Annotated in this window: 18 protein-coding genes and 1 riboswitch; of the genes, 8 read left to right on the top strand and 10 right to left on the bottom strand. The window is 68.0% G+C overall.

Annotated elements, in window-relative coordinates:
- Positions 1–22: 22 nt before the first annotated feature.
- Positions 23–916, bottom strand: coding sequence for an Hsp33 family molecular chaperone HslO (gene hslO, locus AC5P53_RS04790; RefSeq protein WP_014648070.1), 894 nt, complete (start codon positions 914–916; stop codon positions 23–25).
- 77 nt (positions 917–993) lie between these two features.
- Here hslO and mtgA point away from each other — a divergent pair, with 77 nt between their 5' ends.
- The 3 genes from mtgA to AC5P53_RS04805 all read left to right on the top strand — a co-directional run bounded on the left by mtgA (position 994) and on the right by AC5P53_RS04805 (position 3,218).
- Complete coding sequence (gene mtgA, locus AC5P53_RS04795) at positions 994–1,743, top strand: monofunctional biosynthetic peptidoglycan transglycosylase (RefSeq protein WP_032957384.1); 750 nt, start codon at positions 994–996, stop codon at positions 1,741–1,743.
- 64 nt (positions 1,744–1,807) lie between these two features.
- Positions 1,808–2,827 (top strand): glycosyltransferase family 2 protein, encoded by a 1,020-nt coding sequence (locus tag AC5P53_RS04800; protein WP_495227147.1) that lies wholly within the window; start codon positions 1,808–1,810, stop codon positions 2,825–2,827.
- Positions 2,787–3,218 carry a CBS domain-containing protein gene (locus AC5P53_RS04805; RefSeq protein WP_134809186.1) on the top strand — a complete coding sequence of 144 codons (432 nt, stop codon included), beginning with the start codon at positions 2,787–2,789 and terminating at the stop codon, positions 3,216–3,218. Before AC5P53_RS04800 ends, AC5P53_RS04805 begins: the two co-directional genes overlap by 41 nt.
- A gap of 483 nt (positions 3,219–3,701) precedes the next feature.
- Here AC5P53_RS04805 and AC5P53_RS04810 read toward each other — a convergent pair whose 3' ends face one another.
- From AC5P53_RS04810 to AC5P53_RS04825, 4 genes are all read right to left on the bottom strand, one after another.
- Positions 3,702–5,675, bottom strand: coding sequence for an AsmA family protein (locus tag AC5P53_RS04810; RefSeq protein WP_075077174.1), 1,974 nt, complete (start codon positions 5,673–5,675; stop codon positions 3,702–3,704).
- Between the two features lie 82 nt (positions 5,676–5,757).
- On the bottom strand, positions 5,758–6,396 hold the full coding sequence (gene trhA, locus AC5P53_RS04815; protein ID WP_049404938.1) for a PAQR family membrane homeostasis protein TrhA: 639 nt from the start codon (positions 6,394–6,396) through the stop codon (positions 5,758–5,760).
- 160 nt (positions 6,397–6,556) lie between these two features.
- On the bottom strand, positions 6,557–8,161 hold the full coding sequence (locus AC5P53_RS04820) for a peptide chain release factor 3 (protein ID WP_014648065.1): 1,605 nt from the start codon (positions 8,159–8,161) through the stop codon (positions 6,557–6,559).
- 66 nt (positions 8,162–8,227) lie between these two features.
- Positions 8,228–9,112 carry a M23 family metallopeptidase gene (locus AC5P53_RS04825; RefSeq protein ID WP_046432023.1) on the bottom strand — a complete coding sequence of 295 codons (885 nt, stop codon included), beginning with the start codon at positions 9,110–9,112 and terminating at the stop codon, positions 8,228–8,230.
- A gap of 148 nt (positions 9,113–9,260) precedes the next feature.
- Positions 9,261–9,379: riboswitch (SAM riboswitch) on the top strand.
- Between the two features lie 77 nt (positions 9,380–9,456).
- Here AC5P53_RS04825 and metX point away from each other — a divergent pair.
- The 3 genes from metX to AC5P53_RS04840 are packed head-to-tail and all read left to right on the top strand — an operon-like array spanning position 9,457 to position 12,784.
- Positions 9,457–10,488 carry a homoserine O-succinyltransferase MetX gene (gene metX / locus AC5P53_RS04830; protein WP_014648063.1) on the top strand — a complete coding sequence of 344 codons (1,032 nt, stop codon included), beginning with the start codon at positions 9,457–9,459 and terminating at the stop codon, positions 10,486–10,488.
- The gene (locus AC5P53_RS04835; RefSeq protein WP_046432019.1) at positions 10,485–11,720 is read left to right on the top strand and encodes an O-succinylhomoserine (thiol)-lyase; all 1,236 of its coding nucleotides are present in this window, start codon (positions 10,485–10,487) and stop codon (positions 11,718–11,720) included. Before metX ends, AC5P53_RS04835 begins: the two co-directional genes overlap by 4 nt.
- The gene (locus AC5P53_RS04840) at positions 11,717–12,784 is read left to right on the top strand and encodes a homoserine dehydrogenase family protein (RefSeq protein WP_241887035.1); all 1,068 of its coding nucleotides are present in this window, start codon (positions 11,717–11,719) and stop codon (positions 12,782–12,784) included. Before AC5P53_RS04835 ends, AC5P53_RS04840 begins: the two co-directional genes overlap by 4 nt.
- A 110-nt stretch (positions 12,785–12,894) precedes the next feature.
- Here the strand turns inward: AC5P53_RS04840 and AC5P53_RS04845 are convergent, their stop codons facing one another.
- Both AC5P53_RS04845 and AC5P53_RS04850 read right to left on the bottom strand, forming a co-directional pair.
- On the bottom strand, positions 12,895–13,890 hold the full coding sequence (locus AC5P53_RS04845) for an alpha/beta fold hydrolase (protein ID WP_241887034.1): 996 nt from the start codon (positions 13,888–13,890) through the stop codon (positions 12,895–12,897).
- 203 nt (positions 13,891–14,093) lie between these two features.
- Complete coding sequence (locus AC5P53_RS04850; RefSeq protein ID WP_006464040.1) at positions 14,094–15,476, bottom strand: L-serine ammonia-lyase; 1,383 nt, start codon at positions 15,474–15,476, stop codon at positions 14,094–14,096.
- A gap of 99 nt (positions 15,477–15,575) precedes the next feature.
- On the opposite strand from AC5P53_RS04850, the gene AC5P53_RS04855 reads away from it, so the two are divergent.
- On the top strand, positions 15,576–15,806 hold the full coding sequence (locus AC5P53_RS04855) for a glutaredoxin family protein (protein ID WP_049441297.1): 231 nt from the start codon (positions 15,576–15,578) through the stop codon (positions 15,804–15,806).
- Positions 15,807–15,924: 118 nt separating this feature from the next.
- Here AC5P53_RS04855 and AC5P53_RS04860 read toward each other — a convergent pair whose 3' ends face one another.
- The 3 genes from AC5P53_RS04860 to AC5P53_RS04870 are packed head-to-tail and all read right to left on the bottom strand — an operon-like array spanning position 15,925 to position 17,714.
- Positions 15,925–16,497 carry a YceI family protein gene (locus tag AC5P53_RS04860; RefSeq protein WP_111206429.1) on the bottom strand — a complete coding sequence of 191 codons (573 nt, stop codon included), beginning with the start codon at positions 16,495–16,497 and terminating at the stop codon, positions 15,925–15,927.
- A 3-nt stretch (positions 16,498–16,500) separates the two neighbouring features.
- Entirely contained in the window at positions 16,501–17,073 is a 573-nt protein-coding gene (locus AC5P53_RS04865; RefSeq protein ID WP_049441295.1) for a cytochrome b/b6 domain-containing protein, read from the bottom strand.
- Entirely contained in the window at positions 17,070–17,714 is a 645-nt protein-coding gene (locus tag AC5P53_RS04870) for a YceI family protein (RefSeq protein ID WP_126411266.1), read from the bottom strand. Before AC5P53_RS04870 ends, AC5P53_RS04865 begins: the two co-directional genes overlap by 4 nt.
- 164 nt (positions 17,715–17,878) lie before the next feature.
- On the opposite strand from AC5P53_RS04870, the gene AC5P53_RS04875 reads away from it, so the two are divergent.
- Positions 17,879–21,421, top strand: coding sequence for a sensor histidine kinase (locus AC5P53_RS04875; protein WP_142235288.1), 3,543 nt, complete (start codon positions 17,879–17,881; stop codon positions 21,419–21,421).
- Positions 21,422–21,497: the final 76 nt, after the last annotated feature.

Below are 21,497 nucleotides of genomic sequence, written 5' to 3' on the forward strand. Positions count from 1 at the left end.
TCCCCAGGTACAAGACTGCCGTTCACTGAAGTCGTTCAGGCGCCGGTACAGCCCCCTGAGCGCCGTGGAACAGTATGCCGAACTCCGTCAATGGAAAGTGATACTCGCGTCCGCAGAATTCGCAACGCACCTCGACGGCGCCAGTGTCCTCGGCGGCCGCTCGGGCCTCCTCTTCCCCCAGCGACTGCAGCATGCCGGCCACCCGCTCGCGCGAGCAGGAGCAGGCGAAAGAGAGCGGCTTTTCACCCAGCAGCTCCGGCCGCTCCTCGTGGAACAGGCGGTGCAGCAGCTGCTCGGCCGGGGTCGCCAGCAGTTCGGCCTTGCCCAGGGTCTCGAACAGGGCGCTGGCGCGCGCCCAGCCATCTTCGTCGCCTTCGTCGCCCGGCAGTTTCTGCAGCAGCAGGCCGGCGGCACCGTTGCGGTCGGCCGCCAGCAGCAGGCGGGTGGGCAGCTGCTCCGACTGGCGGAAGTAGTCCTCGAAGGCCTCGTCCAGTTCCGGCGCGGTCAGCGCGACCAGGCTCTGGTAGCGCTGCGGCTCGCGCGGGTCCAGGCCGGGGTTCTCGATGGTGATGGCGAGGATGGCGTCATCGCCGAGGCTGGACAGGTCACGCGGCGCGTCGGCGCCTTCGCTGAGCTGGGCGATGCCACGCAGGGTGCCGCCCGCGGTGCATTCGGCGAACAGGGTGCGCAGGGCAGTGCTGCTGCGCAGCTGCACTGACAGGCGGCCGTCGATCTTGGTGTGGCCGGTGAACAGGGCCGAGGCGACACAGGCCTCGCCGAGCAGCTCGGCAGCGGCGTCCGGGTACACGGCGTGGGACAGGATTTCCTGCCAGGTGGCCTGCAGGTGCACATGCACGCCGCGGACGCCGGCGTCGGGGAGCAGGAAACGGATCAGGGAATCGGAGTTGGCGGTCATCGGCTCACATCGCGCGTAAACGGGGGCGGTTGCCGGATAATGCGCCGACAACCAGACAGAAGAAGGATGCACCAGTAATGGGGGCAGCGGGAGAGCAGCACAAGGTAGTGGCGGAGGTGGCCGCACCGCGCCGGCGACGCTGGCGCTGGAAGCGGCTGCTGTGGCTGCCGGTGCTGCTGGCCGCCTTCAGCTGCCTGCAGGTGCTGGTGCTGCGGTTCATCGACCCGCCGGTGTCCACGGTGATGCTGTGGCGTTATGGCGAGGCGCTGGGCGAGGCCGACTGGTCCTATCGGCTGCATTACCAATGGCGCGACCTCGACCAGATGGCACCGAGCCTGCCGATCTCGCTGGTGGCGGCCGAGGACCAGCGCTTCCCCGACCACAATGGCTTCGATCTGCAGGCCATCGAAAAGGCCCGCGACCATAACGCCAGGGGAGGGCGCCTGCGTGGCGCCAGCACGATCAGCCAGCAGGTGGCCAAGAACCTGTTCCTGTGGCAGGGCCGCAGCTGGATCCGCAAGGGCCTGGAAGTCTGGTACACGGTGCTGATCGAGGCGCTGTGGCCGAAGGAGCGCATCCTGGAGATGTACGCCAACATCGCCGAGTTCGGTGATGGTGTGTACGGTGCGCAGGCGGCAGCCCAGAAATACTGGGGCAAGGACGCGGCCCGGTTGAGCCCGGCCGAGAGTGCGCGACTGGCGGCGGTACTGCCGGCACCGCGACGCTACAACGCGGCCGCACCGGGGCCGTATGTGCAGCGGCGCGCCGCATGGATCCAGCGCCAGGCGCGCCAGCTGGGAGGCGCGTCATACTTGTCGGAGGACTGAGGCAGGCGTGGCGTGAGCGGCGGGCGACGGGTCGTGCGCCTGGCCGGCAATGTACAATCCGGGCATGACCCGCGAACGGCTCACTTTTGTCATCGCCGCCTACAACGAGGCCCTGGCATTACCGCTGCTGCATCCACGGCTGTGCGCGGTGCTGGACGGCATGCCCGACATCGACGGCCACATCCTCTATGTGGATGACGGCAGTCATGACCGCACATGGGAGGTGATCGCGGGGTTGGCCCAGGCTGATGCGCGCGTCTCGGCGCTGAAGCTGTCGCGCAACTTCGGCAAGGAGGCGGCGCTGACCGCAGGCCTGGATCTGGTGCACGAGGGGGCAGCGATGATCCTCGATGCCGACGGCCAGGACCCGCCGGAGCTGGTGCCGCAATTCGTCGCGCGCTGGCGCGAGGGCCATGACAACATCTACGGCACGCGCATGGCCCGCGATGGCGAGTCCTGGATCAAGCGCGCCACGGCAGCGATGTTCTACCGGGTGATGGGTCGCCTGTCGCGTACGCCGATTCCGGCCGATACCGGAGATTTCCGCCTGCTGTCCCCGCGCGCGCTGAGCGCCCTGCGCGGGATGCGTGAGCGCCACCGTTTCATGAAGGGGCTTTTCAGCTGGGTAGGCTTCAAGCGGATTGCCGTGCCCTATCACCGCCACGCGCGCGTGGCCGGCACCAGCAAATTCAGCCTGTGGCGGCTGTGGAATTTCGCCCTCGAAGGCATCACCGGCTTCTCGACTGTGCCGCTGCGGGCTGCCACCTACCTGGGACTGGCAACCGCCGCAGTCGCGTTCGTGTTCGGCCTGTGGGTGATCGTGAAGGCGGCGCTGTATGGCGACCGGGTGGCGGGTTGGCCGACGATGATGGCGGTGATCCTGTTCCTGGGGGGAGTGCAGTTGATCGCGCTGGGGCTGGTGGGAGAGTACCTGGGGCGGCTGTACGAAGAGTCCAAGCAGCGGCCGTTGTACCTGGTTGACGCGTGGCTAGCATCCGCCGTGGCAGACTCGGCCCTGCAACCCACCCTCGGAGGGCAGGCAGATGACGACGGTACGGCAACTGTTGGATGGCAAGTCTCCTGAAGTACATGCGGTCGCGCCGGACGCGGCGGTGATCGATGCGATCCGGTTGATGGCGGAAAAGAGCATCGGTGCGGTACTGGTGATGGACGGGCCGCGGCTGGTCGGGATCCTGTCCGAGCGTGACTACGCGCGCAAGATCGTGCTGCGTGATCGTTCATCGCGCGATACCGCGGTGGCGGAGATCATGACGGCGCAGGTGGTGACGGTGTCGCCCGGTGAGCAGGTGGAGCATTGCCTGCAACTGGTGACCGACTACCGCATCCGCCATCTGCCGGTGGTGGAGGGCGCGCAGGTGCTGGGGGTGATCTCCATCGGTGACCTCGTGAAGTCGGTGATTGATGCGCAGCGGCGCGAGCTGGACCAGCTGCAGCAGTACATCGTGGCGGGGTGAGGTGTTCACCGGCGGGCCTGCGGCCCGCCGGCCCGCCAACAGCAAGTGCAGAAGCAGAAGCGGCGCCTTCCTGATACGTCGGAGAGGCGGAGGGCATGGGCGTGCAGGACACGCCGCAAGTACGTCCCTGTAGGCTCGATGGCGCCATCCATGGCGCCAACGGTCCTGCACGCCCATGCCCTCCGCCTCTGGAAACATTTCCGCGAGCGCGGTGCGTACATGCGCGGTGCCTCGCCTTTGGTAGCCGCCAACCTTGGTTGGCAACAGCTTTTGACTTTGCTTTTTTTTTTGACTTTGAATTTCCGCTCTCGTTCCGCGCGCGCAGGAAACTGTCAGGAGGGGGACGGGTGACGCAGGCAGGACCGTTGGCGCCATGGATGGCGCCATCGAGCCTACAGGGACGTACTTGCGGCGTGTCCTGCCTGCGTCACCCGTCCCCCTCAAGCCACCATCAATGCAGGCGCCGCGAACAACGCTGTAACCCTACTTCGCATACTGCCCCCCGCAGTCGGCATCCTTGCCCGGCCCCAGTTCGATGGTTGCCAGCAATGCCGCCGGCGGGGCGATGCTGCCCAGTGCCAAGGCCACCGCGCCGCGGATGCCCAGCGCCTTGAAGTCCGGGCGGAACGACGGGTCCTTGAAAGTGCCGGCGATGTGCAGTGGCGAGCGTAGCACCAGGATGCTCTTGTCCTTCGGGCGTGGCTTCAACAGCAGGTCCAGGCTCTCGTCGCGCAGGCTGACCGTGCCTTCGCCGATGAGGATCGTGTCGGTGGTATCCACCGCCAGCGCCTGGCTGGTCATCAGGCCGTCGCGCACGCCGAAGTCGGCGAAGGCGCAACGCAGGGGAATCTGCTTGTCGCCGGTCACCAGGAATTTCAGCGACTCGGTGATGTCCAGGCCGGCCAGTTCCATCACCAGGTTGCCGACATGGCCACGGCCCATTGCCAGGCCGACCTTGCCGCTGCTGCTGCCGAGCATCGCGGCGATCGAATTGCCGCGGCCACTCAGGTCCACCTCGCCGCCGATGCCACCCTTGGCCTGTTCGGCCAGCTTGGCGTCGGGGAACAACTGGCCAAGCTGCACGCCGCGCACACTGGCCTTCAGCGCGGTACTGATCTGCGGCTGGCGCGCGTCCATGCGGATCGTGCTGCGGATGTCGCCGCCGGCGACGCCGAAGTTCAGTGGGTCCAGCCGCAGCACACCGTCGTCCAGCAACAGGTGTGCATCCATGTCGTCCAATGGCAATGACGGCGCGTTGATGCGGTGGGCTTTCCAACGCACGTCGGCATCCATCGCACGCAGCTTGCCGAGGTTGTAGGGCGTGTCCGGCAACACACGCGCACGCGCGGCGACCCGTGCGGCCTCGGCCTTCTGCTCTGCATTGGCGGTTTCGCCGCCGCCGGTCTTCGGTGGCGCACCGACGAAGCCGGCCAGGTCATCGAAGTCCAGGCGTCTGGATTCCAGCGTGGCGGTCAGTCGCGGGCGCGCGCCTCCCACTTCGAACTGCAGGTTGCCTCCGAGGTCGCTGTCGCCGACCTTGCCGGTGAACTGCTCGTAACGCCAGAGGTCGTGGTCACGCTTGAGCCGACCATTCAACGCGTAGGGCGGGGACGGCGGAATGGCGATGCCGAGCAAGGGGTAGAGGTCGGCCAGGTCCTGGCCGCTGAGCGCGAACTGCAGGTCGAACACGCGCAGCTGGAAGGGATTGGTCAATGTGCCGCTGGCGACGGCGTGGGTGGCGCCAGCGCGACCGTCGAGGTGGATGCGGAACGGGTGGCCGCTGTCGGTCAGCTCCAGCGGTGATTCAGTACCACCGCGCAGGGTGAACGGATTGCCCTGCCAGCGTCCCTTGCCCTGCACCAGCAGCGGTGGCGCCGCGTCGGCCTGTTTCGGCTGGCCGCTGCGCACGTCCACGCGGATATCGGTGCGGCCGAGCGCATCGAGGAACTGCAGGCGACCGTCATCGACGCGCAGCCGTTTGAGCTGGGGGCTGGTCCCGCCGGCGCTGTCACCGAGGAAATCCCAGTTGCCCGGTTCGCCTTTGCGCGGGGCGGTTTCCAGCAGCACGTCCGGCCGGGTCAGGCGCACTTCGGGCAGCTGCACGCTGCCGCGCAGCAGGGGCCAGACCCGCACGTCGATCTCGACGCGGTCGGCACTGGCCATATCGGGTTGTTTCGCCCAGCTGGCATTGGCGAAGGTGACCGCATCGGCGCGGATCGTGCTGGTGCGGCCGAGGTCGACATCAAGGTTCCCGATGTGCAGCACGCGGCCGGTGCGTGCCTGCACCGCGCGCTCCACCGGCCCCTTGAACCAGTTCCAGTCCCACAACGCGATCAGTACCAGGATCGCCGCCAGCAGGAAGATCAGGATCGTGAGCCAGCGCCGGCCTCGTGGGCCGGGGCGGCGGAGGCGCCAGCGGGGCGTGCGCTTTGCGGCAGGGGAGGCGGCAGCATTCACGCTGCCATGGTTGCCCCCTCTTCGTGGACAGGGCGCGAAGCGACCATGTGCATGGTGTGCACGCGCTGCCGTCGAGCGGCCGTTACAGCACCTGCATGGTGACCGCGACGAAGTGGCAGACGCTGCCGCCGATCACGAACAGGTGCCAGATGGCATGCGAGTACGGGATCGATTCACGGTGGTAGAAATAGGTCCCCAGCGTGTACGACAGGCCGCCGGCGAACAGCCAGGTGAGGGTGCCGCCATCGATCGAGGCCCACATCGGCTTGATCGCCACGACCACCAGCCAGCCCATGGCAATGTAGATCACCGTTGAGAGCACCTTGAAGCGGCCGGTGTAGAACAGCTTGAACACCACGCCGCCCAGCGCCAGCGCCCAGATCGCGGTGAACAGGCCCCAGCCCCACGGACCGCGCAGGCCGATCAGGGTGAACGGGGTATAGGTGCCCGCGATCAGCACATAGATCGCGCAATGGTCGAACACCTTCAACCGGCCCTTGGCGGCCGGATGCTGGATGGCGTGGTACAGCGTGGAGGCGGTGTACAGCAGCAACAGCGCGATACCGAATACGATCGCGCTGGCCAGCTGCCAGCCGTCGCCGTAGATCGCCGCCAGGGTGATCAACACCGCGCTGGCGGCCAGGGCGAATACCGCGCCCAGGCCATGGGTCAGGGCGCTGGCGATTTCTTCACGGATCGAAGCAATGGACGTCGTGGACATGGCGTAGGCATTGTTCGCGGGGAGGGGGACCCGCACCCCCCTATCATCGCCGCGATGGGCGATGCGTGCACGCCTGTCACCGTATGGTGGGTGAATGCCTGCCTTGCGTTGGCTGGGGTCAGAGCCCTTTCCTGCCGGAAAGGGATCCGACCCCGTGGCATCAGCCTGCCGAAACGGTATGCGCCGCTTCGCGGGTGGCCGAGAAGCGCACGTCCGGCGAGCGTTCCTGGGCCAGCTGCAGGTTGACCCGGGTCGGCGCCAGATAGACCAGGTGCCCGGCGGCATCCAGCGCCAGGTTCAGCGCGTTCTTCTCGCGGAACTCTTCCAGCTTCTTCTCGTTGCTGCAGTGGACCCAGCGCGCAGTGGTCACGCTCACCGGCTCGAAGGTGGCTTCCACGCCGTACTCGTCCTTCAGGCGGTAGGCGGCCACGTCGAACTGCAGCACGCCGACGGCACCCAGGATCAGGTCGTTGCTGGTGAGCGGGCGGAAGAACTGGGTCGCGCCTTCCTCGGACAGCTGGGCCAGGCCCTTCTGCAGCTGCTTGAGCTTGAGCGGATCGCGCAGGCGGGCGCGGCGGAACAGTTCCGGGGCGAAGTTGGGGATCCCGGTGAAGGTGACCGCTTCGCCTTCGGTGAAGGTATCGCCGATGGAGATGGTGCCGTGGTTGTGGATGCCGATCACATCGCCCGGCCACGCCTCGGCGGCGATCTCACGGTCGCTGGCCATGAAGGTCAGCGCGTTGGCCAGCTTCATTTCCTTGCCGGTACGCACGTGGAAGGTCTTCATGCCGGCGCTGAAGCGGCCCGAGCAGACCCGCATGAAGGCCACGCGGTCGCGGTGCTGCGGGTCCATGTTGGCCTGGATCTTGAACACGAAGCCGGTCAGCTTGTTTTCTTCCGGGGCGATCTCGCGGCCGGTGGTGGAGCGCGCCTGCGGTGCGGGTGCGTGTTCGACGAAGAAGTCCAGCAGCGGCTGCACGCCGAAGTTGTTGACGCCCGAGCCGAAGAACACCGGCGTCTGCTTGCCCTCGCGGTAGGCCTGCAGGTCGAACGGGTGGCTGGCGCCCTGCACCAGTTCCAGCTCGTCGCGCAGGTCGGCCAGCATCTGTGCACCGATCTTCTCGGCCAGGCCGGGAGCATCGATGGACGGGAAAATGGTCGAGTCCTGGCGGGTGAAGTTGCGGCCCGGTTCGTACAGGTGCACTTCGCCGGTCAGCAGGTGGACCACGCCCTTCAGGCGCTGGCCCATGCCGATCGGCCAGGTGACCGGCGCGCACTGGATGCCGAGCACGGTTTCCACTTCATCCAGCAGCTCGATCGGGTCCTTGCCCTCGCGGTCGAGCTTGTTGATGAAGGTCATGATCGGGGTGTCGCGCAGGCGGCACACTTCCATCAGCTTGATGGTGCGCTCTTCCACGCCCTTGGCCACGTCGATCACCATCAGCGCCGAGTCCACCGCGGTCAGCACGCGGTAGGTGTCTTCGCCGAAGTCGGCGTGGCCGGGGGTGTCGAGCAGGTTGACGATCTTGCCTTCATACGGGAACTGCATCACCGAGGAGGTGACGGAGATGCCGCGCTCCTTTTCCAGCGCCATCCAGTCGGAGGTGGCGTGGCGGGCAGCCTTGCGGCCCTTGACCGAACCGGCCATCTGGATCGCGCCCCCGAACAGCAGCAGCTTTTCGGTCAGCGTGGTCTTGCCGGCGTCAGGGTGGGAAATGATGGCGAAGGTGCGGCGACGCGACGCTTCGTTGGCGACTTCGGACATGGCAGTGGCGCCCGCCCGGGGCGCTTTTCAAAGAGATAAGCGCCCGATTATACCGGCCGGGGGCGGTCAGCGCCCGGTACCGCCTTCGGCCTCGCCCTGGCGGGCGAACTGCAGCTGGCCCTGCTCGGCGAAGATGCGCACCGGCACCGAGCGCAGGCCCATGCCGCGATTGACCTGCACCACGAAGTGCAGGTGCGGGGCACTGCTATAGCCGCTGTTGCCAGACAGGCCGATCGGCTGTCCGGCCCCTATCGCCTGGCCACGACGCACGCGCATGCCGCCGGCCTGCAGGTGGCCGTACAGCGCCATGCTGCCGTCGCTGTGCAGCACGCGGATGAAGTTGGCGCGGGCACCATCGCGTTCGCGGTCCTGGCCGTTGCCACGGAAGCCATCCTGGATCTGCATCACCGTACCCTCGCGCGCGGCCAGCACCAGGGTGCCCTCCGGCAGTGCGAAGTCGACCGCGTCGCGGTTCTCCTCGTCGTCATGGCTGAATCGTCCCTGCGGCGCCTGGTCCACGCGCAGGCGCGCCGCATCGAATGGCAGGCGGTAGGCGACATCTTCGGCCTGTGCGGCCGGGTTGCCCGGCACCGACTGCAGGCGCAGATCCAGCATGCGGCCATCGATCGGGGCGGGCAGGTGGCCGACTACCAGGCTGCTGTCGCCCTGGATCAGCGACTCGACCGGGAGGCCTTCGACCGGGTGCCCGGGGGCGGCGCGCAGCTGGATCTGCAGCGGCCCTGCCAGCCCGTTGTCGATCCGGGCCTGCCATTGCGTACCGACCGGCTGCAGGCGCAATTGGGCCATGGGGGCGGCGCCCTCGGCACTGCCTGCGCGGGTGGCCGGGGCGGAAGGGGGAGCCAGTCCCCAGCCCTGGCGCCAGTCGCCGGCGTGTGCGGTCGCGCTCGCCAGCAGAGGCAGCAGCAGGCAGGACAGGGGCAGGCGCGACATCGGCGTTTCCAGCGGAATGGACCGCCCGGACTGTACCCGATCCTGAACAGGGCGACCGGGACGGCCTTCGCATAGCTGTCCCAAGAATATTCATCGCTTTATCCGCATGAAGGGATTGACAGTGCCGGAAAGGGCTGGCATGGTGGCCCCACCATCGAGACCGGCAGAGGGACAGGCCCTTTGAAGCCGGGGCAGCCCGCAGGCGCGCAAGCGCCTGCGTAGGTGCCAAATCCTGCGGGGACCGTGGCGTCCACCGAAAGATGGTTCGAACCATGCACCACACGTGCATCTCGAACGCGGGCCCCGCGAAGGCTCGATGGCCGATTCCCCAACCGGATCCCGCCATGAGCTTCGCCGCCAGTACCGCCATTCGCCCCGAACCCTTTGTCCCCGTCAGCGTGCCGGTCGAAGACCGCGTGCATGCCGAGCGCGGTGAGTTCGCCGCGGTGCTGTCGATGCGCCACGCCGGCCCCAGCCCGGTGCGCCTGCGCTATGAGTGGGTCGGTCCGGCCAATGCACCGGTGGTGGTGCTGGCCGGCGGCATTTCCGCCCATCGCCACGTGGCGTCCAACACGCAGTTCCGCGAGAAGGGCTGGGCCGAAGACCTGGTGGGCAGCGGCCGCGCGCTGGATCCGCAGCAGCTGCGCGTGCTGGCCTTCGACTTCATCGGCGCCGACGGTGCACTTGATGTGCCGATCGATACCGCCGACCAGGCCGATGCCTTGGCGCTGCTGCTGGACCATCTCGGCATCCGCACGCTGAAGGCCTTCGTTGGCTATTCGTATGGCGCGCTGGTCGGCCAGCAGTTCGCGATCCGTCATCGTGCCCGCGTGCGTCAGCTGGTGCTGGCCAGCGGTGCGCACCGACCGCATCCGTATGCCGCCGCCTGGCGCGCATTGCAGCGCCGCGCGGTCGCGCTGGGCCAGCTGCAGTGCGGCGAAGACCACGGCCTGGCCCTGGCCCGGCAGTTCGCCATGCTCAGCTACCGCACCCCGGAAGAGTTCGGCGAGCGCTTTGATGCTGCGCCGGAGGTCATCAATGGCCGCGTGCGCGTGGCTGCCGAAGACTATCTCGACGCGGCCGGTGCGCAGTACGTCGCGCGCACGCCAGTGACCGCTTACCTGCGCCTGTCCGAATCAATCGACCTGCACCGCGTCGATCCCACCGCGATCCTGCCGCCGACCGTGGTGGTGGCCGTGGAGGGCGACCGCCTGGTGCCGCTGGCCGACCTGGTCGGCCTGGTCGAAGGGCTGGGCCCGCGCGGCAGCCTGCGCGTGCTGCGCTCGCCCTACGGCCACGATGCCTTCCTCAAAGAAACCGATCGCATCGATGCGATCCTCGCCACCGCCTTCCGCACTTCTGGAGAGTCCGCATGAGCCTGCACGCCAACGAGCCGTCCTGTAGTCGTACCACTGCCGCCGTCCGTGCCGGCATCGATCGGGACACCGCGCATGGCGCGGTCACGCCGCCGATCGTGCTGTCGTCGAACTTCAGTTTTGAAGGCTTCGGCAACAAGCGCCAGTACGATTACACGCGCAGTGGCAACCCGACCCGCGACCTGCTGGGTGAAGCGCTGGCCGAACTGGAAGGCGGCGCCGGCGGCGTCATCACCGCGACCGGCATGGGCGCGATCAACCTGGTGCTGAACGCGCTGCTGCAGCCGGGCGACACCCTGGTGGTGCCGCACGATGCCTACGGCGGCAGCTGGCGGCTGTTCAACGCGTTGGCAAAGAAGGGGCACTTCGAACTGGTCACCGCCGACCTGACCGATCCGCGAGCGCTGGCGCAGGCGCTGGCCACGCAGCCAAAGCTGGTGCTGGTGGAAACCCCGTCCAACCCGCTGCTGCGCATCACCGACCTGCGCTTCGTCATTGATGCCGCGCACAAGGCCGGTGCCCTCGTGGTGGTCGACAACACCTTCCTGTCACCGGCGCTGCAGCAGCCGCTGTCGTTTGGTGCGGACCTGGTGCTGCATTCCACCACCAAGTACATCAATGGCCACAGCGATGTGGTGGGTGGGGCGGTGGTCGCGCGCGATCCGGCGCTGCACGAGCAGCTGGTGTGGTGGGGCAACGCGCTGGGCCTGACCGGTTCGCCGTTCGATGCCTTCCTGACCCTGCGCGGCCTGCGCACGCTGGATGCGCGCCTGCGCGTGCACCAGGAAAACACGGCGTCGATCGTTGCCCTGCTGGACCAGCATCCGGCGGTCGGCGCGGTGTACTACCCGGGCCTGGCCGATCACCCGGGCCACGCCATCGCCGCGCGCCAGCAGAATGGCTTCGGCGCGATGCTGTCATTCGAACTGGCGCACTGCGCCGGTGATGATCCGCATGCGGCGGTGCGTGCATTTGTGGACGGGCTACGCTGTTTCACCCTGGCCGAATCGCTGGGCGGCGTCGAAAGCCTGATCGCACATCCGGCCACGATGACTCATGCGGCGATGACCGCCGAAGCGCGTGCAGCCGCCGGCATCAGCGAAGGGCTGCTGCGCCTGTCGGTCGGCATCGAGGCCGAGCGTGACCTGCTGGCCGATCTCGGCGCCGCGCTGCAGCGCGCCGAAGCGGTGATCGATGCGGCCGCCCGCCGCAAACAGGTGGTGGACGCATGAGCGCACTCGCCGCTGACATTCCTGCGCTGGGGGCGGGACGCCTGGCGCTGCTCGGTACGGGCACGGTCGGTTCGGCCTTCGTACAGCGCTACCAGGCGCTGCAGGCACGCGGGTTGGAACTGCCCAGCGTGCAATGGCTGGCCAACTCGCGCACCGCGCTGGAGATCGATCGCGACCTGGCGCTGCCCTTGGAACTGGCACGTCGAGCCCCTCGCGATGGCCACAGTTCGCCACCATGGGCGAGCGCCGAAGGGCTGGAGCGTGGCGACGTGGTGGTCGATGCCACGGCCAGTGAAGACGTGGCCGCCCGTCACGTGCAATGGCTGGCGCGCGGCGTGCATGTGGTGACCGCCAACAAGCTGGGCCGGGGCGCGCAGCTCGCCCGCGCGCAGGCCATTGCCGAAAGCTGTGCCGACAGTGGCGCGCGTTATGGCGACAGTGCCACCGTTGGTGCCGGGCTGCCGCTGTTGAGCAGCCTGCGCGCGCTGGTGGCCGGTGGCGATCACATCCATGCCATCGAGGGCGTGCTGTCCGGCTCGCTGGCGTGGCTGTTCCATCGCTATGACGGCCAGTCGCCGTTCTCGGCGGCGGTGCGCGAGGCGCTGGCGGCCGGTTATACCGAGCCAGACCCGCGTCTGGACCTGTCCGGCGAGGACGTGCGCCGCAAGCTGCTGATCCTGGCGCGCAGCAGCGGGCTGGCGCTGGATACGTCGCAGGTACAGGTGGATTCACTGGTGCCTGAAGCGCTGGCAGCGTTGCCGCTGGAGGATGCCGTGGCTGCCTTGGAGCAGCTGGATGCGCCGCTGCAGGCGCGTTGGCAGCAGGCACGTGACAACGGCCGCGTGCTGCGTTTCGTTGGCCGTGTTGACAGCGAAGGTGCGCAGGTGGGCCTGCGCGAACTGCCGGCCGATCATCCGCTGGCGCAGGGTGCCGGCACCGACAACCGCGTGGCCATCCACAGCGATCGCTACCGCCACCAACCCTTGTTGATCCAGGGACCGGGTGCCGGCGCGGAAGTCACTGCGGCTGCGTTGCTGGATGACGTGCTGCGGATCGTGGGTTGATCGCATTGTTCCTGTAGCGCCGAGCCCACGCTCGGCTGCTCCTGACAGAACCCCGGTCCTGCCGCATGAGCCGAGCGTGGGCTCGGCTCTACAGAGGGCACGCCTGCCGGTCAGCGGGACTTCAGGGCCTTCAACAACGCGCTGTTGAACTGCTTGGGGTCCTGCACCTGCGGCGAATGGCCCAGTTCGGCGAACTCGACCAGCGTCGCGCCGGGAATCGCTGCGGCCGCTGCTTTGCCCAGCACCGGATAATTGCCCAGCGTCGCCTTCACCGCAGGCGGCGCCAGGTCGCGCCCGATCGCGGTGCGGTCCTTCTGGCCGATGAACAGCGTGGTCGGCACCTGCACGTGCTTCAGTTCGTAGACCACCGGCTGGTTGAACACCATGTCCGAGGCCAGCGCCTGGCTCCATGCAACGGCCTGCTTGCCCGGGCCTTCGTACATGCCCGACTGCATCCGCGCCCACGGTTCGTAGGCCGGTTTCCATTTGCCGTCGTAGTACACCTCCAGCTGGTAGCGGCGGATGCTGTCATAGCTGATGTTCATTTCGCCGGCGTACCACGCGTCGACGCTGCGCCAGGGGACGCCCAGCGCCTTCCAGTCCTCCAGCCCGATCGGATTGACCAGCGACAGGCTGCGCAGGTCCTGCGGGAACATCAGCGCGTAGCGCACCGCCAGCATGCCGCCCATCGAATGACCGACCAGGTGCACCGGGACGTCACCCAGTTGCAGCTGTAGCAGCAGGGCATGGGTGTTGGCGGCCAGCTGCGCGAACGAATACTGGTAACGCTCGGGCTTGCTGGATTTGCAGAAGCCCACCTGGTCCGGGGCGATCACCCGATAGCCGGCGGCGACCAGTGGCTTGATCGATTCCTTCCAGGTGGCGGCACAGAAGTTCTTGCCGTGCAGCAGCACCACCACGCCGATGGGTGCCTTCTTCGGCGCGATGTCCAGGTAGGCCATCTCCAGCGGCTGCCGCTGCGATTCCAGCGCGAAGGTCTTCACCGGATAGCCGTAGTCGAAACCCTCCAGCCGAGGCCCGTAGGTGGGGGCGGCCAGGGCGGCCAGCGGAAGGCAGGCAAGCAGGGCGGCAGCGATCACGCGCATGGGGCAATCCGGGGTGGGGAAGCCCCGAGCCTAACCGGAACGCGGTGACGGTGTCGCCCGTTCGGGCAAGGGTGACCGGGTAGAGTCGACTGTTGGTCGACTGCTCTTCCCTCAGGCCGCGGAAATCCCGCGCTGCGCGCGATGGTCGACTGACAGTCGACTCTACCTGTGGCCCGTCGCCATCGCGCCGGAGCCGGTCGCCCTCAGCACTCGATGACGTTCACCGCCAGGCCACCGCGGCTGGTTTCCTTGTACTTGTCCTGCATGTCGCGGCCGGTATCGCGCATGGTCTTGATGACCTTGTCCAGCGACACCTTGTGCTTGCCGTCGCCACGCATCGCCATGCGCGAGGCATTGATCGCCTTCACCGCGCCCATTGCATTGCGCTCGATGCAGGGAATCTGCACCAGGCCGCCGATCGGGTCGCAGGTCAGGCCCAGGTTGTGTTCCATGCCGATTTCCGCGGCGTTCTCGATCTGGCTCGGGTTGCCCCCCAGCGCCGCGACCAGGCCACCGGCCGCCATCGAGCAGGCCACGCCCACTTCGCCCTGGCAGCCCACTTCGGCACCGGAAATCGAAGCGTTTTCCTTGTACAGGATGCCGATCGCCGCCGAGGTCAGCAGGAAATCGAACACGCGCTGTTCGTTGGCGCCGGGGCAGAAGCGGTCGAAGTAATGCAGCACCGCCGGCAGTACGCCGGCCGCACCGTTGGTCGGTGCGGTCACCACGCGGCCACCGGCAGCGTTCTCTTCGTTCACTGCCAGTGCGTACAGGTTGACCCAGTCCAGCGTCGTCAGCGGATCGCGCATCGCCGCTTCCGGCTTCGACGACAGCTCGCGGTACAGCGCCGGTGCACGACGGCCGACCTTCAGGCCACCCGGCAGCACGCCCTCCTCGCGGATGCCGCGGGTGACGCACGACTGCATCGCGCTCCAGATCTCGCGCAGCTGGGCGCGGATCTCGTCTTCGCTGCGCCAGCACTTTTCGTTCTCGAACATCAGCTGGGCGATGCTCAGGCCGCTGCGTGCGGTCTGTGCCAGCAGCTCGTCGCCGCTCTTGAACGGGTAGGGCAGCGGGGTTTCATCGGGCACGATGCGGTCATCGGCTGCGTCGTCCTGGTTGACCACGAAGCCACCACCGACCGAGTAGTAATCGCGGGTGGCGATCACTTCGTCGTCGGCGTTGTACGCGGTGAAGCGCATGCCGTTGGTGTGGTAGGGCAGCTTCTGGCGCTTGTTCATGCCGAGATCGCGCTTCTCGTCGAAGGCGATCTCGTGCTGGCCCATCAGCTGGATGCGCTTGCTGCTGCGGATGCGCTCCAGGGTGGCCGGAATGATGTCCGGGTCGATCAGGTTAGGCCGTTGGCCTTCCAGGCCCAGCAGGATCGCCTTGTCGGTGCCATGGCCGCGGCCGGTCAAGGCCAGCGAGCCGTAGACATCGGCGCGGATGCGCGCGACCTCGTGCAGGCGACCCGGGTCGAGCAGCCAGCGATGGATGAATCGCTCGGCGGCCTTCATCGGTCCGACGGTGTGCGAGGAGCTCGGGCCAATGCCGATCTTGAAAACGTCGAACGTGCTGACAGCCATGGATGCCAAACTGCGGGTACCGGACAAGCGGCTATTCTAGCGGCTTGCCGGGCCATCCGATGGCTGCGGCGCAGCATTTCCGCCACGGGAGCCTGACTGGTGCTGACCCTGATCCAGCGTGACGATTGCCACCTGTGCGACCTGGCCCTGGCCGAGCTGGCCAAGGCGCGGGCGCCGGAGTTCGAATCGGTGTTCCTGGATGACCAGCCGGCGCTGGAAGCGCGCTATGGCACGCGCGTGCCGGTGCTGCGCGACGAGCGCGGCGAGCGCGAGCTGGACTGGCCGTTCGATGCGGCCACGGTGCAGGCCTGGTTGGCCGTCGATCGGTAGTGCCGGCCGCTGGCCGGCAACCCCTCTGTTCCCGGTGATGCCGGCCAGCAGCCGGCACTACCGGATGCGTTGCGATGCCCGGTGATGCCGGCCGCGGGCACGGCATCACCGGATGGTCTTATTTCGCGTCAAACTTCACGATCGTGCTGATCGCGGTGTCGTCCGGAATGGTCTTGGTATCGGCCCAGTCACCGCCGCCGACGCCGAAGTCCAGGCGCTTGACCGTGGCCTTGCCGGTCAGCACCGGCTGGGTGCCCGGCTTCCAGGTGAAGGTCAGGGTGACCGGCTTGCTGACGCCGCGCAGTTCCAGGGTGCCATCGGCGGCGAACTGGTCGTTGCCCACGGCGCGGAAGCCCTTGGCGGTGTAACGCGCGGTGGCGAACTTGCCGACATTGAAGAAGTCGGCGCCCTGCAGGGTCGAGTCACGGTCGCTGTTGCCGCTCCTGGCGCCTGCCAGCGGAATCACCACATCCAGCGAACCGGCGGCCGGGTTGGCCGGGTCGAAGCTGAGCCTGGTGGCGAAGCCCGGGAAGCTGCCGGTGAACACTTCGCCGTCGTACTTGCTGGCGAACACCAGGATCGAGCCGGCACCGGGGGCCTGCGCATACTCCGCAGCGAGCGCCGGGGCGGTGGCCAGCATGCCGGCCAGGGCGGCAGCCACGGCGGCCGGAGTGGTCAGTTTCAGGTTCATCGGTCAGTCCTTCTGAGGGGAGGCGAGCCAGCCGCGCGGCAACATGCGGGACAGCGTTGCATCGCGCTGGAACAGGTGGTGGTAGAAGGCAGCGCCGGCATGGGCCAGCACTACCGCGATCAACAGCCAGAAGCCGTATTCGTGGAGGGCATGGGACACCGCGACGACCTGCGGGTCGGGGCCGCTCAGCTTGGGCACGTCGACCAGGCCGAACCAACGGAACGGGCGCAGGCCACTGGCCGAATCGTACAGCCAGCCCGACAGCGGAATGGCAAACATCAGCACGTACAGCAGCACGTGGGTGGCACTGGCGATGCGTTCCTGCCAGCTGGGCACGCCCGGCACCTGCTTCGGCGCACCGGCATACAGGCGCCAGCCGAGACGGAACAGCACCAGCGCCAGCACGGTGATGCCGATCGACTTGTGCGCGGTGTAGACCCAGAAGTACTTGGGCGTCTTGGGCAGTTCGCCCATGGTCAGGCCGACCACGCCCAGGGCGAGGATCAGCAGTGCGATCAACCAGTGCAGGAGCTGGCTGACACTTCCCCACGCGGCGGGGGTGTTCTTGGCGGTCATGAAGGGTCCTTGGGGGCCGTCGTGTGGTCGGAGTGTGGAACGGGAGCGGGAGTTCCCGGGGCGTCGCTGCGGTCGAGGGTGGCTTCGGCCTCGATCCGCACCTGTACCGCATCACCGATGACCCCCGGCCAGGCGGTGATGCCGAACGCGCGCCGGCTCAGCGTCGTGCTGGCGGAAAACCCGGCGGTGCGTCGGAATGGAGGGAGCGGGTAGCGCTTGAGCGCGTTGAGGGTCACGTCCAGGGTGACTTCCTGGCTGACCCCGCGCAGGGTCAGCGTGCCGATCACATGCGCACGCTTGGCGTCGATCGGTTCGACCCGGCTGGAGACGAAGCGTGCGCTGGGGAATCGCTCGCCATCGAGCAGGCTGCGGGCCAGCGTGGCCTGGTTCCACTTGGCGTCGCCAAGGTCCAGACGCGACACCGGAATGTCCACTTCCAGGGTGGCGTCGCGCCAGTTGTCGGGATCGAACAGCACGCGGCCCTCGCTGCCGGACACGGTGCCCATGGCCTGCGAGTAGCCCGCGTGATCGATGGAGAACAGCACCCGCGTGTGCACCGGATCGAGGCGATAGGTGTCGGTGGCCGCCCAGGCAGGGGCGGTGGCGAGCAGCATCGGCAGCAGGGCCAGGCAGGGACGCATCGATGGCGGGCTCCGGAAGGTGACGCTGTGATCATACGCACAGCCCCCTGCCAACGTTGCGTGCATGGCTGCAACAGTTCGTGGTGGGGCCGCCGCTGGAAACAGCCTGTTGCAGCCATGAACCCGGCCCTGTGTGACAATCGGCCCAGGACAGGGGGTTCAGGATGACGAGCGGCTGGCGCCGGTGGTGCCGTGGCATCGCAGGTATGGGACTGCTGCTGATGGCTTTGGCCACGGCGGCTGCGACCCTGGACATGGCAGAAACACCGCGCCTGCGCCGCTTCGGTGCCGCCGAAGGCTTGCCGTCACGCATGGTGGTGGCGCTGGCCGAGGATCGCCAGGGCCACATCTGGGCCGCCACCGATGGTGGACTCGCCCGTTATGACGGCAACAGCCTGCGGGTCTGGGAGCACGATCCGGAACAGCCGGGCTCGCTGCCCGGCAACGAGATCGAGACCCTGCTGATCGATCCGCTGGACCGGGTCTGGGTGGGCATCAACGGCAAGGGCGTGGCCCGCCTGGATGCCGACCGCGAGCGCTTCCGGACCTTCGACACGGTCAATTCCACCTGCCAGGGGCAGTTCTGGGCGCTGGCCTATGTCGACAACGCCTTGTGGATCGGGACCAACAACCATGGCGTCTGCCGGCTTGGCGAGGACGGCAGCGTGCGCCTCTACACCCATGACCCGGCGCAGCCGGGGGGCCTGCCCAGCAACAGCATCTTCACCAGCCTGGTCGATGCGCAGGGCCGCCTGTGGCTGGGCACCGAAGCGGGCGTGGCGCGTTGGAACGGCAGCGGATTCGAGCCGGTGGCCGCGCGGGAACTGGGCACGCTGAGCGTGCTCCGGTTGAGCCGGGATGCGGAGGGTTCGATCTGGGTCGGCAGCCAGAACGATGGCCTGTACCGCATCGATGGGCAGGACCGGGTCAGTCGTCCGCGATGGGCCGACAGCGCCCAGCTGCGCTCGGCCCTGGTCCTGGCCGATCGCCAGGGGGGCTACTGGGCTGGCACCTCCGATGGCCTGTTGCGGGGGGATGCGGCGGCGCTGCGCCGGCTGGAGGGCGACCGCGGCAGCGGCTTCCTGACCGCGCACAGCGGTGTGCTCGATCTGCTGCAGGACCACGAGGGCGGATTGTGGGTGGCGCTGCTGACCCAGGGCCTGGCCTATCTGCCACCGGACTGGCGGCGCTTCTCGATCTGGAACCAGCTCGACGGCAAGCCGCTGGACAGCCAGTACCTGTTGAGCGCGGCCAGCGATGGGAAGAACTACTACGTCGGCTCGGCGCGAGGGGTGTACCAGCTCGATGCGCAGGGCACCCTGCGCCTGCTGGCCAGCGACCGGCAGCTCGGCAGCGGCGTGGTGTGGTCGGTGCTGCCGCGCCCGGATGGGCGCCTGTGGCTGGGACGCGGCGGCCGCATCACCGTCTACGATCCGGCTACCGGCGCGCTGCGCGATCTGCGGATCGATGGCAGTGCCGACCTGCGCCAGCGCATCGACCTGATGCGGCAGGCGCCTGATGGCACGGTGTGGGTGTCGGTGATGGGCCTGGACCTGCAGCAGCGCGATGCAGAGGGCCGGCTGCTGCACCGCTATCCGCTGGAGCATTTCCGCGGGACCGCCGATGCGCCGATCGAGCAGATCCGCTTCGACGCCCATGGCCGGCCCTGGGTGATGGGTGACATGGGCATCTGGCGCGAGCAGGCTGGACGCTTCGAGGCAGTACCGGGCGTTTCGCGCGGGCCCATCTACGACCTGGTGTGGATCGATCCGCAACAGTTGTGGCTGGCGCGCCAAGGCGCGTTCGAGCGCTACCAGTGGGATGGCATGAGCCTGCGCCTGATCCAGCGCATCGATGGCAGTGCAGGCGTGCCGCCGGTCACCATGGGCGGGCTGGCGCTGGCCGGCAACGGCCAGCTGTGGGCGACGACGCCGCGCGGCCTGCTGCGTTGGGACCCGAAAACGCGGCGCCTGCAGCAGTTCAACGAGCGCGATGGACTGTCCGATGCGGAGTTCACCGGCCGGCCACCGGCAGTGAATGCAGATGGTCGCGTGCTGGCCGTCACCCAGACCGGGTTGGTTGCCTTCGATGTGAATGCCGACGACACGGTGCTGCCTTCTTCATCGCTGGTGATCGCCGAAGTGCGCGTACGCCGCGACGACGCGCGCGGCTGGCAACCGTTGCCGCTCACCGGCACCCTGTTGCTGGGACCGGATGACCGCGATCTGCAGATCGATGCGCGGCTGCTGTCCTATGCCAGCCCGCAGGGCAACCGTTACCGCTTCCGCGTGCAGGGCTATGACCAGGACTGGGTGGAGCAGGGGGGCGATGGCCAGCGCACCCTGTCGCGGCTGCCGACCGGCAGCTACGTCATCGAGGTGCAGGCAGCGACCGCCCGGGGCGCGTGGACGCCTTCGCAGCAGTTGCAGGTGAAGGTGCTGCCGCCGTGGTGGCGCAGCGGCATGGCGATCTTCGGCTACATCCTGCTGGGGTCGCTGCTGCTGGTGGTCCTGGTCTGGTCGGTCCGCGCGCGGCTGCGCCGTCGCCAGCAATGGCAGCTGACGGTGCACAAGCAGCAGCTGGCCGAGCAGGCCTCGCAGGCCAAGAGCCGTTTCCTGGCCACGCTGGGCCACGAAGTACGCACGCCGATGACCGGCGTGCTGGGCATGAGCGAACTGCTGCTGGCGACTCCGCTGGATCCGGTGCAGCGTGGCTACGCGGGGTCGATCCAGCAGGCCGGCAGCCATCTGCTGCGGCTGGTCAACGATGCGCTGGACCTGGCCCGCATCGAAGCCGGGCGGCTTGAGCTGGATCTGCGTCCGTTCGACCTGGAGGAACTGCTTGACCAGGTGCAGGGCCTGATGCAGCCGATGGCGCAGCAGCGCCAGCTGGAATTCCGGCGCGGTGAAAACCCGGCAGGGCCGGTCAGTGTCAGTGGAGACGAGATGCGCGTGCGCCAGATCCTGCTGAACCTGCTCGGCAACGCCATCAAGTTCACCGAGCGCGGCCACGTCGGCCTGGCCGTGCGCCTGGAAGAGAAGGGCGGCCTGTGTTTCGAAGTGCATGACAGTGGCCCGGGCATCAATGCCGAGCAGCAGCAGCGCCTGTTCCATCGTTTTGAACAGGCCGACGGTCCGCGCACCGCGTCGCGCTACGGCGGCAGTGGCCTGGGACTGGCGATCTGCCAGGAACTGGCGGTGGCGATGGGGGGGCGTATCGAAGTGGACAGCCAGCCTGGCAAGGGTGCGCGGTTCCGCGTGCGCCTGCCCCTGCCCTGGACGCGCCAGGCCGCCGGCACCGCGGGCGAGGTGGCGGCCCTGCCGGAACTGCCGCCGCTGCGCATCCTGCTGGTCGAGGACGACGCCACGGTGGCCGAGGTCATCGCCGGCCTGCTGCGGGTGCGCGGGCATGAGGTGGTCCACGTGCTGCATGGCCTGGGCGCGCTGTCGGAGATCGCCACCGATGGTTTCGACGTCGGCCTGCTCGATCTCGATCTGCCCGCGCTGGACGGTACGGCCATCGCCCGCCAGCTGCGCACCATGGGCTATGAACTGCCGCTGGTGGCAGTGACCGCCCGTTCCGATGCCTACGCCGAAACCCAGGTGCTGGCCGCCGGCTTCGATGGCTTCCTGCGCAAGCCGGTGACCGGCGACCTGCTGGTGGCGGCCATCGCCCAGGCGCGTGCGAAACGGCAGGCAACTGCGTGACTGTGCCGGCGCCGGGCGTGAACGGCGCGACTTTCGGTTTACCATGCCGACGCCCGCAGCGCGGGAATCATCAGGA

This window comes from Stenotrophomonas sp. YJH_SMC_82, assembly GCF_059368875.1.